The sequence below is a fragment of the Bacillus sp. FJAT-28004 genome, from assembly GCF_001280845.1.
Classification (GTDB): Bacteria; Bacillota; Bacilli; order Paenibacillales; family Paenibacillaceae; genus Pristimantibacillus.
The window spans coordinates 1,174,471-1,187,330 of the sequence record NZ_LGHP01000002.1; the positions used below are offsets into that span (position 1 = coordinate 1,174,471).

The 12,860-nt window shown below is 48.1% G+C and carries 13 protein-coding genes; all 13 read left to right on the forward strand.

Annotated features, from left to right (window positions below; genetic code table 11):
• Positions 1 to 62: 62 nt before the first annotated feature.
• Entirely contained in the window at positions 63 to 893 is an 831-nt protein-coding gene (gene dapF, locus AC787_RS27205; RefSeq protein ID WP_054028063.1) for a diaminopimelate epimerase, read from the forward strand.
• 30 nt (positions 894 to 923) lie between these two features.
• Positions 924 to 2,804 carry a bifunctional homocysteine S-methyltransferase/methylenetetrahydrofolate reductase gene (locus AC787_RS27210; protein WP_054028221.1) on the forward strand — a complete coding sequence of 627 codons (1,881 nt, stop codon included), beginning with the start codon at positions 924 to 926 and terminating at the stop codon, positions 2,802 to 2,804.
• 326 nt (positions 2,805 to 3,130) lie between these two features.
• Positions 3,131 to 3,391: an extracellular matrix/biofilm regulator RemA gene (gene remA, locus AC787_RS27215; RefSeq protein WP_005548256.1), complete on the forward strand. Its 261-nt coding sequence runs from the start codon at positions 3,131 to 3,133 to the stop codon at positions 3,389 to 3,391.
• A 13-nt stretch (positions 3,392 to 3,404) separates the two neighbouring features.
• Entirely contained in the window at positions 3,405 to 4,022 is a 618-nt protein-coding gene (gene gmk / locus AC787_RS27220; RefSeq protein ID WP_054028064.1) for a guanylate kinase, read from the forward strand.
• A 16-nt stretch (positions 4,023 to 4,038) separates the two neighbouring features.
• Positions 4,039 to 4,248, forward strand: coding sequence for a DNA-directed RNA polymerase subunit omega (gene rpoZ, locus AC787_RS27225; protein WP_053375625.1), 210 nt, complete (start codon positions 4,039 to 4,041; stop codon positions 4,246 to 4,248).
• A gap of 183 nt (positions 4,249 to 4,431) precedes the next feature.
• Complete coding sequence (locus AC787_RS27230) at positions 4,432 to 4,644, forward strand: hypothetical protein (RefSeq protein ID WP_152970758.1); 213 nt, start codon at positions 4,432 to 4,434, stop codon at positions 4,642 to 4,644.
• Between the two features lie 24 nt (positions 4,645 to 4,668).
• A complete protein-coding gene (locus tag AC787_RS27235) occupies positions 4,669 to 5,211 on the forward strand; it encodes an NUDIX domain-containing protein (protein WP_152970759.1) in 543 nt (180 codons plus the stop codon).
• A 115-nt stretch (positions 5,212 to 5,326) separates the two neighbouring features.
• Positions 5,327 to 5,851 carry a YfiT family bacillithiol transferase gene (locus AC787_RS27240; RefSeq protein WP_054028066.1) on the forward strand — a complete coding sequence of 175 codons (525 nt, stop codon included), beginning with the start codon at positions 5,327 to 5,329 and terminating at the stop codon, positions 5,849 to 5,851.
• Positions 5,852 to 6,084: 233 nt separating this feature from the next.
• Positions 6,085 to 7,296, forward strand: a complete 1,212-nt coding sequence (gene coaBC, locus AC787_RS27245) for a bifunctional phosphopantothenoylcysteine decarboxylase/phosphopantothenate--cysteine ligase CoaBC (RefSeq protein WP_054028067.1) — start codon at positions 6,085 to 6,087, stop codon at positions 7,294 to 7,296.
• A complete protein-coding gene (priA, locus tag AC787_RS27250) occupies positions 7,296 to 9,788 on the forward strand; it encodes a primosomal protein N' (protein WP_054028068.1) in 2,493 nt (830 codons plus the stop codon). The genes coaBC and priA overlap by 1 nt, the downstream gene beginning before the upstream one ends.
• A 42-nt stretch (positions 9,789 to 9,830) precedes the next feature.
• On the forward strand, positions 9,831 to 10,316 hold the full coding sequence (gene def / locus AC787_RS27255; RefSeq protein WP_054028069.1) for a peptide deformylase: 486 nt from the start codon (positions 9,831 to 9,833) through the stop codon (positions 10,314 to 10,316).
• Positions 10,317 to 10,320: 4 nt separating this feature from the next.
• A complete protein-coding gene (gene fmt, locus AC787_RS27260; RefSeq protein ID WP_054028070.1) occupies positions 10,321 to 11,277 on the forward strand; it encodes a methionyl-tRNA formyltransferase in 957 nt (318 codons plus the stop codon).
• A complete protein-coding gene (gene rsmB / locus AC787_RS27265; RefSeq protein ID WP_063847680.1) occupies positions 11,274 to 12,788 on the forward strand; it encodes a 16S rRNA (cytosine(967)-C(5))-methyltransferase RsmB in 1,515 nt (504 codons plus the stop codon). The genes fmt and rsmB overlap by 4 nt, the downstream gene beginning before the upstream one ends.
• The last annotated feature ends 72 nt before the right edge of the window (positions 12,789 to 12,860 follow it).

A 12,860-nucleotide genomic window follows, 5' to 3' on the forward strand; every position in this document is an offset into this window, starting at 1 on the left:
GCTATTAAGAATTAATCATAGCTTTATCATACCTAGAGATGTAGCAAGGAGAGGGCATTCAGATGATTTTTACAAAAATGAACGGTTTGGGAAATGACTTTGTGGTGATTGCAGGCGAGCAGCAGCTTCCTGAAAATGTTGCGGATTTAGCTATACAGCTTTGCAACCGGTTTTTTGGAATCGGGGCAGATGGTCTCGTCTATATTCTACCTTCAGAGGTCGCGGATTTCCGTATGCGCATTATAAATTCCGATGGTTCTGAAGCTGAGCAATGCGGCAATGCGATTCGCTGCGTCGCTAAATATGTGTATGATAATGGCTTAACCGATAAAGAAGAGATTACAATCGAAACATTAGGAGCAGGTGCTCAAAAGGTTCAACTTACTGTTTCGAATGGCAAAGTGTCAACCGTACGAGTGGACATGGGAGAGCCAATTCTAAATGGCCAACGCGTACCAACAACTATTGATGCTGAACAAGTCGTTGAACATCCGATTGAGGTGGACGGTCGTGAATTCCGTTTTACTGCTGTATCGATGGGTAATCCTCACTGTGTCATCTATGTCGAGGATGCTGTTAATTTTGATTTAAGCACATGGGGTCCGAAACTTGAGACACATCCTTTATTTCCGCGTAAAATCAATGTAGAGTTCGTTACCGTAAATTCCCGTACGCATACCGACATGCGCGTTTGGGAACGCGGTGCAGGTCCTACGCTAGCTTGCGGTACCGGCGCTTGCGCTACTGTGGTCGCTTCCGTGCTAACTGGCGCAACGGATCGGACAGCAACTGTTTCACTCAAAGGCGGCGACCTTTTGATTGAATGGAACGAATCGGATAATCACGTATATATGACTGGTCCAGCTGCAGTATCATTCTGCGGCGAGTTTTAAGAGCAAAGTAAGATGGGTGGTATGAATATAATGAAACCGGATTTGAGGGAAGCGCTTCAGCAGCGTATCTTGACCGGGGACGGCGCAATGGGAACCTATCTATATCAGATGGGGTTCCCTGTCGGCGTTTCTTATGAGGAAATCAATACGAATCGTCCCGATGTAATTGAAAATATTCACCGTCGCTACTATGAAGCTGGCGCGCGCGTGATCGAGACGAATACGTTTTCAGCCAATTTAGAGAAGCTCTCGAAATATGGCTTAGAGGACGAAATGGATGCAATCAATCGTGCCGGCGTTCGCGCAGCCCGTGCAGCAATCGGCATTGATGCCTATGTTGTAGGCGCGGTTGGCTCCATTCGTGATGGCAAACTGAAAAATTTGCGAACAGCTAAAGTAATTGAAGCTTACCAGCGACAAATGCATGCGCTGCTTGATGAGGGTGTGGACGGGCTTCTGCTTGAAACCTTCTATGACCTGGATGAGATGCTGCTTGCACTTCGGATTGCAAGAGCAGCATCAGACGTTCCGGTTATTTGCCAGTTTGCAGTCGAAGATGTTGGCCGAACACAGGATGGGAATGGCATGAAAGGAGCATTCGATCTGCTTCAAGAAGAGGGCGCTGATATGGTTGGTTTTAACTGCCGCAGCGGTCCGAACGGAATTATGAGAGCGATCGACTCGATAACAGGACCGATCGGATTGCCATTATCGGTTTATCCGAACGCAGGTATACCTGATTATATCGATGGTAAATATACGTATCCCGCAGGACCAGAGTATTTTGCAGAGACAGCCCTGCGCTTTGCTGATCGTGGCGCCCGGCTGATCGGAGGCTGCTGCGGTACGACGCCTGAGCATATTAAAGCGATTGCTGAGGCGCTTGATGGTTATATTCCACAAATCGGACAAGCAGCTGCAAATTCGGCAGCTGTAGAGAAGATTGTCGTAAAGCCAGTTGAGAAGCCAGTTGACACAATAGACTCGAAACAAACGGTGCAGGAGCCGAATATCGTAGATTTGGTTAAGAAGCGCCACACCGTCATTGTTGAGCTTGACCCGCCTCGTGATTTGGATATTCGCAAATTCATGGCTGGCGCAGCCGCTTTGAAAGAAGTGAAGGCGGATGCGGTTACGATGGCAGACAATTCGCTTGCTGTTACACGTATGAGCAACATTGCGCTTGCAGCACTTGTACAGGAGAAAGTAGGCATTCGTCCGCTCGTGCATATTGCTTGCCGGGATCGCAACTTGATTGGCACACAGTCACATATGATGGGATTGGATGCACTCGATATTGATCATGTACTGGCCGTAACCGGAGATCCTGCCCGGTTTGGCGATTTGCCGGATTCGAGCTCCGTTTATGACCTTACTTCATTCGAGATGATTCGTATGATTAAGCAGTTGAATGACGGAACAGCCTTCTCAGGAAAACCGCTTAAGCAAAAAGCAAAATTTGTTGTTGGCGCCGCATTCAATCCTAATGTGAAGCATTTAGACAAAGCGGTTCAACGACTTGAACGAAAAATTACGTCGGGTGCAGATTATATTATGACGCAGCCTGTCTATGATCCTAGTTTGATTGAACGAATCGCAGATGCAACTAAGCATTTATCCGTTCCTGTTTTTATCGGAATTATGCCGCTAGCTAGCGGACGCAATGCTGAATATTTGCATAACGAGGTGCCTGGCATCCAGCTTTCTGATGAGGTACGCCAGCGCATGGCGGGTCTTGAAGGGGAGGCGGGCCGAGCGGAAGGCGTGCAAATTGCGAAGGAGCTGCTCGACGTTGCTTTGCCGCATTTTAATGGCATATATTTAATCACGCCATTTATGTTTTATGATATGGGTGTTCAGCTTACAAATTACGTTTGGCAGAAGATAGAGCGTATCCAACTAAATAGATAAAATAGATGCGAAAACAGCCTTTTTTTGCTTGTTTTCGCATTTTCGCTTGTTCGTTCGTGAAAAATCAATTAAAATGAAATTTGGATACAGATGCCGCACATGTTCAGCGTGGTAAGGACAGGCACCCTAAAATCGTGTATGATGGCTGCTATAGGCTGCAAAGGAAGTATGTCCGACACTTTTTTCGTCAACAATAGTGCAGTAGTTCTGTCGGTATTTGGCAAGAACGCGAACTTGTCGTATTCACATTTATAAAATATAAAAGGTATTTGAACATTTGTAGACAGATGCACAAGGGAAGACCGTAGGCGGAGGAGGAACGAGGCTTGGCTATTAAACTTATTAATATCGGATTTGGTAATATTGTATCTGCAAATCGCATTATATCAATCGTAAGCCCTGAATCGGCTCCGATTAAGAGGATCATTCAAGAAGCTCGTGACCGACATATGCTGATTGATGCTACATATGGCCGTCGCACACGGGCTGTTATTATTACGGATAGTGATCATGTGATTTTATCGGCAGTTCAGCCAGAAACAGTTGCGCACCGATTATCCACTAAGGACGACGATAACGACGAATAGTACGGGGAGTAATATGGATAAAGGATTGTTAATTGTATTGTCCGGCCCTTCAGGGGTTGGCAAAGGAACAGTTTGTTCCGTTCTTCGCAACAAGGTTCCTGAGCTGGTTTACTCTGTGTCGGCGACGACCAGAATGCCGCGTCAGGGTGAAGTGGATGGCGTGAATTATTTTTTCAAAAGCAGGGAGCAGTTCCAGGATATGATTGCGCGAGACGCACTTTTGGAGCATGCTGAATATGTTGGTAATTACTACGGTACACCGCGTGATTTTGTTGAACGCACTTTAGAGAGCGGCAAGGATGTTATTTTGGAGATCGAGGTACAGGGAGCGCTCAAGGTGAAACAAAAGTTTCCCGAAGGTATTTTCGTATTTCTATTGCCACCATCTTTGGATGAGCTGAAGCAGCGAATTACCGGACGTGGTACGGAATCATTGGATACGATCAATAATCGCATGTCTGTGGCCGTTGAGGAAATGAATTTGCTCGGTCACTACGACTATGCGGTATTGAATGATGAGATAGATGCTGCATGCGATCGTATTCGCAGCATAATGATTGCAGAGCATTGCCGCAGGGAAAGATATTTACCTTACGTTTCGGGAATGGTTGCCGCAATTGAGAAAGCATGAGTGAGGAGAATGAACGATGTTATATCCGTCCATTGATGAAATGGTGAAAAAAGTTGACAGTAAATACACGCTTGTCGTAGCAGCTTCCAGACGCGCTCGCATGCTTCGCAACGGAGACAAGTCGGAACTTAAAAACCCGCGCTCCCGCAAGTATGTAGGTGTTGCACTAGAAGAGATCTACGGTGACATTCTCCAAGTGGAAAACCTAGCAACAAAAGAGGATTAAGATTGGTTATATCATAGTAAACAGAACAGCGGAGTGTATACTGGAGACAGTATTACACTCCTTTTTCTTTTCTAAAGCATGGGAATTATACAATTGGAATGAATGATTGGGTCTGTAGCTGATGCTTACGAAGTATTGATGAAAAGCGAGTTTGATTGGATGATGTCGATTTGAGGAGAGGCTGTGAGAGCGAGAATGATGGCAAATGAACAGGAACTCCGCGAAATAAAAGAGTCATTGGACAAACTTGAGAAAAAAGTGAATCAGCTCGTTGAAAGGCCAAGACGCAAACGCTCGGGATTGGTGAACTTTGTCATCGGTTTTCTTATCGTGTTTGTAGCGATGTGCATTTCAGCAGGAATCATTGAAATCGTAAAAAATATATATATTCAATAATAGATGATAAGGACGTATATTAAAATGAACATAAGCCTACAATCTTTTCCAACATTGTCTAAAGGTATCGTCATGGGTTCGGTTGAAAACTGCTTCTCTCTTGAATATGAAGTGGCTGAAGAGTCTGTTAGTAATATTAGCATCATACCTACAGTTGGCGATCAATATGTAGTGATGAAGCTTGATGATGGAAGATGGGAGCTTGCAGGAGGTACTTTAGAGCCGAAAGAGCATCATATGGATGCCCTTGTTCGTGAGGTGAAAGAAGAGCTTGGCGCTGAGCTGGTTTCTTACACGTTGTTCGGTTGCTTTAAATGTCGTTCATTTGCTTCTGAGCCGTATAGGCCGCATATTCCGCATCCTCATTTTGTAAGACTTGTCGGCTATGGGGAGGTTAATCTCGTAGAGGCACCGCTCAACCCGCCAGATGGGGAGCAAGTCATCGCAGTTGATGTTGTGGATATTGATGAGGCAGTAAGAAGGTTTGAGGAAATAGGCAGGTTTGATATTGCAGAGTTATATATACTAGCCCATCAGCTAAGAAAAGCAGCGCTGAATCATTGTTAATAAAACATAAAAGATAGCTCGAAATGTGAACGGATTACTTAGAATTTACTGTTGCATATGGTATGATAGAAGGAGTGTTTGTAGGTGTAGGGACGAATGAACAGGAGGGAACGGAATGGACAAATTACGTTATCCAATTGGCAGGTACTCGTTCGAGGGAATGACGGTTAAGCAGCGTGAACAATGGATTGTGGAGATTGAGAGGCTTCCAGGACAGCTTAGAGCGGCTTTGGCAGATTTGGATGAAGACATGTTGGATACGTCTTATCGAAGTGGCGGCTGGAGCTTACGGCAGGTTGTTCATCATTTGGCAGATGCTTCGATGAATAGTTTCACGCGTTTCAAACTTGCCCTGACGGAGTCCAATCCGACGATTAAGCCCTTTAACGGGGAACGATGGGCAGAAACCGCTGACAGCCTACAAGCATCAACAGATATCAGCGTAGCAATTGTAGAGGGCATTTATGCAAGGTGGGTGTTGCTGCTTCGTTCCATGGATGCTTCTGATTTCGATAAAATGTTTTATCATCCAGAGAAGGGCAGTCAAATTGGCTTAGCTTATTTTCTAGGATTTGTAGCTTGGCACGGCAAACATCATGTTGCTCAAATTACAAGCTTAAGGGAACGCAAGGATTGGTAGCTCAATTAGTAATTATAAGTTACAAACAGAAGTTACAGATTTCAAATAATAAAACATGATAAGCTAGATACTTATTATGCAGCTTATCATTTTATCGCGTAACGAGCTTTCCGCCTTAGGGCGGCCACTGCCGTTTGCAATTGAAAGTGTGAAAGCAGCTATATTTCATTGTGGAACGAGCGATTGCCGCCAAAGGACGGACTCAGCCGTTTACGCTCGACAGGAGATACACCATGCTAAAAGGAAAAACGATTATACTCGGCATCACAGGCGGAATAGCTGCCTATAAAGGCGCAGCGCTTTGCAGCAAGCTGGTGCAGGCGGGCGTGAATGTGAACGTCATCATGACAGAATCGGCAACAAAATTTATAACGCCGCTTACGTTGCAAACGTTATCTCGCAACCCCGTATATATCGATACGTTCGATGAGAGAGATCCTGCGGTTGTTTCTCATATTCACTTGGCTGATCACGCGGATCTGATCGTGATTGCTCCGGCTACTGCTAATGCGATAGCTAAGCTAGCCGGAGGCCATGCTGATGACATGCTTAGCACAACGCTTCTTGCGGCTACATGCCCGATACTTATTGCCCCTGCGATGAATGTACATATGTATGAGCATCCTGCCGTTGTCAATAATTTGGAGCTGCTTGCTTCACGCGGCGTGATGTTCGTTGAGCCTGGTACTGGACAGCTCGCATGCGGTTATGTCGCTAAAGGACGTCTGGCAGAGCCGGAGGACATCGTAACTGCGATCGACTCGTGGTTCGGCAAAGGCAGTAAGCTTAAAGGGAAAAAAATGCTTGTCACCGCAGGCGGGACGATTGAGCGACTGGACCCTGTGAGATATTTGACGAATGATTCGTCCGGCAAGATGGGCTTTGCAATTGCAGAAGCGGGACTGATGATGGGAGCCGATGTCACATTGGTTGCTGGCCGCACCTCAGCATCGCCTCCTGCGGGTGTTAAGGTCATCCATGTTGAGTCCGCTCAGCAAATGCTTGAAGCTGTAACAAGCGTTTATGACGAAATGGATATTGTTGTGAAATCGGCTGCGGTAGCTGATTACCGAGCGGCGTTTGTGAGCGATCAGAAGATCAAGAAAAACGGCGAGAAACTTGTGCTTGAGCTTGAGCGGACGACTGATATTTTGGAGACGCTTGGGCAGCGCAAGAAGCAGCAGTTTCTCGTCGGTTTTGCAGCGGAGACCGAGCAGATTGAGCATTATGCGATGGACAAGCTGCGCCGCAAGCATTGCGACCTCGTGGTTGCTAATGATGTAAGCAAGGACGGGGCTGGCTTTAACGGGGATACAAATATTGTGCAAGTTTTTGGCTCAGAAGGACTTGTCGAGCAGATGCCCCTCTTATCTAAACGTGAGGTTGCGAATCGCTTGCTGGAGTTGATTGCAAGGCGGCTTGTGTCTCCTGGAGGGAACGGCTAATGATTGCTAAAGTAATTGTAGACGTGCCGAGCCGCCAGACGGATCGGCCGTTTGACTATGAGGTGCCTGCAACCTTTGAAGAGTGGATCGAGGTCGGCAGCCGCGTCGGCGTTCCTTTTGGCGGCCGCGTCTTGCAGGGATTCGTCACGGAATTGACGGAGACGACAGATGTTGCTCTAAATCGTTTGAAGCCCATTTCAGAGCTGCTGGATCATGTTCCGCCGTTATTGCCGGATCTTATCGAGCTTGCGAAGTGGATGAGCGATAAATATTGCTGTTCATGGACGACGGCGCTGCAGGCAATGATACCCGCAGCTTTGAAAGGGAAGGCAGAACGGCTAGTCGGCATTCAAGATGAGGAAGCTGCGATGGAGGATCTCCCGCCAGCTATGCTGGAATGGCTAGGCAGCAGCGGACAGCTTGTTAAACTTGAAGTACTCCTGGAGCGTTTTCCTGAGTATGCAAAAACCGTCAAAGCAGCCCTTCGCGAAGGCGTGCTGGTCGAACAGACTTCAATTCGCGACCGACTTGCTGTACGCAAAGTGCTGACGGTATACGTGCCAGAGGATGTGGAGGCTGTACGTGTGCAAATGGAAGCTTTGCCTTCCCGTGCGGCGAAGCAGCGTGAAGTTCTTGCCTTTATGCTGGAGCATGGTGGACCACTTGCGCTGCAGCAGCTGCTCACTTTGGCTGGAGGTTCTGCGGCAAGTGTTCGTTCACTAGCGGAGAAAGGATTGCTTGAGCTTCGAGAGGTGGAGCAGCAGCGCGATCCGTATGCTGGCAGAGAGTTTGAACGAACGACTCCACTGGAGCTGACCGAGGGCCAGAAGGATGTGTATGACCGTATAGTTAGAGCAGTGGATGCAGGCGAGCCTCAGACGATGCTGTTGCATGGCGTAACGGGAAGCGGGAAAACGGAAGTCTATTTGCAGTCGATCCAATTTTGCTTGGAGCAGGAGAAGCAGGCTATCGTGCTCGTTCCTGAAATTTCACTAACGCCTCAGATGGTTGAGCGTTTCAAAGGACGGTTTGGAGATGCGGTTGCGGTGCTGCACAGCAGGCTTTCAAATGGTGAGCGCTATGATGAATGGCGCAAAATTCGCAGCCGCCAAGTACAGGTAGCTATTGGAGCACGCTCGGCTATTTTTGCACCCTTTGAAAGAATCGGGCTTATTATAATAGATGAAGAACATGAATCATCCTATAAACAGGAAGAAAGCCCGAAATATCATGCGCGCGATGTAGCAGTTCGAAGAGCGAAGCAGCATGGGGCTGCAGTTGTGCTTGGTTCAGCAACGCCTTCCTTGGAATCCTTTGCTGCTGCGAGCAGGCCGCTAACAGCTCGTGATGAAGGGCGTGAACCGGCATTGCTGCCGATGCCGAGCCGTGTAGGCGACAGACCGCTTCCGCCGGTTGCCGTTATCGATATGCGTGAAGAGCTGAAGGAAGGCAATCGCTCGATGTTCAGTCGTCTGCTGCACAGCTCGCTTGCTGAGCGGCTCGAGCGCGGTGAGCAGTCCGTTCTGCTGCTTAATAGACGGGGGTACTCAACGTTTGTGATGTGCCGCTCCTGCGGCTATACTGCAGCTTGTCCCCACTGTGATATTTCGCTGACCTATCATCAGAAATCACGGGCGCTGCGCTGCCATTATTGCGGGCATGCTGAGCAAGCGCCAACAACATGTCCATCCTGCCAAAGCGAGCATATTCGTTATTTTGGAACAGGAACGCAGCGGGTTGAGGAAGAACTATCTAAGTTGTTCCCGGGCATTCGTGTTATTCGAATGGATGTGGATACGACCACAGAAAAAAATTCGCATGAGAAGCTTTTGAAGCAGTTTGGAGAGCGAAAAGCGGATGTGCTGCTCGGCACGCAGATGGTGGCGAAAGGTCTTGATTTTCCTTACGTTACTCTAGTTGGAGTCATCGCTGCCGATACATCGCTTAATTTGCCAGATTTTCGCGCAGCTGAACGAACGTTTCAATTGCTCACTCAGGTTGCCGGCCGCGCAGGGAGGCATCATTTGCCAGGCGAGGTCGTCATTCAAACCTATGCACCTGAGCATTATGCTGTAGTAACGGCTCAGCAGCATGATTACACTGCTTTTGTGAGTGAAGAGCTGCGTCATCGCAGCGCAATGGGGTATCCGCCTTATTGCAGGCTGATTCTCGTTACGATGTCTCATGAACAGCTACCATTGTTATCTTCCATTAGCGAACGGTTTGCTGCAGATCTGCGAGAATTAGCAGAGAATGAAGGCGTCCTTATTTCTCTAAGCAGTGGATTTGGTAGAGCACTGGAGGTGCTTGGACCCGTAGCATCGCCGATTTCGAGAATGAAAGATCGCTACCGTTTTCAATGTGTGATAAAATATCGTGGGAGTATCGATGCTTCAGCTCTTGTACGTAAGGCGCTCATCCCGTTTACGGACGGTCCGCCTCAGCGTCAGGTGCAATTCAGTATTGACGTAGATCCACAAGTTATATTATAAATAGCTATTACTATTTTAATGAACGTAAAGGAAGGGAATACTATGAGTATCCGTATAATTGTAAAAGAGCCAGATCCGGTATTGCGGGAAGTGGCTAAGGAAGTAACGAAGTTTAATGCAAACTTGAAAAAGTTGTTAAAGGATATGGCTGAGACGATGTACGATGCAGAGGGTGTGGGACTTGCAGCACCTCAAATCGGTATTTCCAAACGGGTTATCGTTGTGGATGTAGGCGATGAGAATGGTTTGGTCGAAATGGTTAATCCCGTCATCGTGGAGCAAGAGGGTGAGCAGCTTGGTCCTGAGGGCTGCTTGAGCATACCAAACCTTAATGGCGACGTGCTTCGTGCTGACCGCATCGTGGTTACAGGACAAGATAGCAGCGGACAGACGTTTACAGTCCAAGCATCAGGATACTTCGCGCGCGCGTTCCAGCATGAAGTCGATCATTTGAACGGAATTTTGTTTACCGATTTGGCGGAGAGTATCTACGACATTTCGGAAAGAGCTAGAAAAGGCGGCGAATAGCTTCATGCGTATCGTATTTATGGGAACGCCGGATTTTGCCGTTCCCTCTTTGAAGCTGCTCCTTGAGCAGCAGTATAACGTTGTTGCTGTTGTAACACAGCCTGATCGGCCGAAGGGCCGCAAAAAAACGCTGACGCCGCCGCCTGTAAAGGAAGCGGCGTTGTCGCTTGGTCTGCCAGTTCTGCAGCCAGAGCGAATGCGCAGTGCAGAAGCGGTTGCAATGGTTGCCGAGATGAAGCCGGATCTTATTGTAACGGCTGCTTACGGCCAAATACTGCCGAAGGCGCTGCTAGAAATTCCGCGTTTTGGCTGTATCAACGTGCATGGCTCTTTGCTGCCGAAATATCGCGGTGGTGCTCCTATTCAACGTTCTATCATAAATGGTGAGAGTTCAACTGGCGTGACAATCATGTATATGGCAGAAGGATTGGACACAGGCGATATGATTAGCGTGGTAGAGCTTCCGATAACCGATGAGGATACATCGGGGACGATGTTCGATAAGCTGAGTATCGCGGGTGCTGATCTGCTTGGCAAGACGCTACCGGCTATCGTTGCTGGAGAAGTGAAAGCCGAGCCGCAGCAGCATGAGCAAGCAACCTACGCACCGAATTTGACCCGCGAGGATGAGCGAATCGATTGGACAAGACCTGCGCGTGCCATCTTTAATCAGGTGCGAGGTTTGTCTCCAATGGCTGGAGCCTTTACCTACTTAAACGGTGAAGTGTTCAAAGTATGGAATTGCGAAGTTCCTTCAGCAGCTGCGGCTGTTAAGTCTGCTGTTGAGCCAGGGACAGTAATTACAGCAGACAGCAGCGGCATTCATGTTCAAACGGGCCAAGGCGTGTTAGTGTTGAAAGAAATCCAACCTGCCGGAAAAAGAACGATGACCGCTGTAGAGTGGCTTAAGGGTGCGCGTCTTGAAGCGGGCACACGACTAGGGGATGGTGGAGCAGCATGACGGAAAGTACACAAAAGCCAAGCCCTAATCGCAATATCAACAATCGTGCAAAGGGGAAGCCCAAAGCAAAATCGGGACATAAACGACCTTCTGCCGGCGGGCAACCTGTTCAAAATGGCCAGCAGCAGCCAGGACCTCGTAAAGTGAAATCTCCGCGTGAACTGGCGATGGATACATTAGTAAAAGTCGCACAAACCGGCGCATACAGCAATTTGCAGCTTAATCGGACATTGCAGGACGCAGGTTTGCAGCGAGCGGACGCTGGTCTTGTTACCGAACTCGTTTACGGTACGATTCAGCGGCAAGTGACGCTTGATTACTGGCTTAGCCGTTTTGTTTCCAAAGGGCTACATAAGCTTGAGCCTTGGGTACATCAGCTGCTTCGAATGAGTGCTTATCAGCTATTGTACTTAGATCGCATTCCGGCACACGCTGCTGTGAATGAAGCAGTTACAATTGCTAAGAAACGCGGCCATTCTGGTATTTCAGGCATGGTTAATGGCGTGCTTCGGAGTATTGACCGCGGCAGAGCTGAGCTGCAGCCATCTGAAATTAAACATAAAGATCCAATCGTGCAAATCTCGCTGCGTCACTCTTATCCTGAATGGCTCGTAAGCCGCTGGGTAGCGGCATACGGAACTGAGCAAGCAGAGGCTATCTGCGCAGCAGGTAATGAGCATCCGCATACAAGCGTTCGTGCAAATACGTTAAGAGGCAATCGCGATGCAGCGATCGAGCTTCTAAAAGCAGCTGGATATGAGGCCGAGCCTTCTGTCATTGCGCCTGCTGGTATTACAATTAATCGCGGGGGCAATCTGGCGGATACGGACGGATTCCGCGAGGGTATATGGTCGGTACAAGATGAAAGCTCCATGTTGGTAGCTGAAGTCGTAGCGCCAAAAGCCGGCATGCAGGTGTTGGATTGCTGCGCGGCACCTGGAGGAAAGAGCGCGCATTTGGCAGAGTTGATGGGCGGCAAGGGCAAGGTATGGGCGAACGATTTGCATGCGCATAAACGCGACTTAATCGTGACACAGACTGAGCGTTTGAAGCTGCGCAATGTTGAAGCGATTACCGAGGATGCTCTCAAACTAGGCGAGCGCTTCAAACCACATTCGATGGATGCCGTTTTGCTTGACGCTCCATGCTCTGGATTCGGCGTCATTAGACGCAAACCGGAAATCAAATGGACCAAAACCGCAGGTGATGTATCGGATATCGCTGCCATTCAACAGCGTTTATTGAATTCTGTATGTGATTTAGTCCGCCCCGGCGGTGTACTTGTATACAGCACTTGCACGATAGAGAAGGAAGAGAATGAGCAGCAAGTAGCACGGTTCTTGCAGGAGCATCCTGAATTTGAATTGGATCGCAATTGGCCAGAGGTTATTGTTGATCAGTTGATGAAAGCTGGCGCTATTGATGAGCATTTTGATGGTCAAGCTCAGCTGCTTCCACAGCATTTTGACAGTGACGGATTTTTCATAGCAAGGATGATAAAGCGTCCATAATCGCAGCTTATGGCTGAACATGGGCGTTTGTGGTAAAATAAATCGATGGCGGCGTTCAGCTTGTTTGAGCCG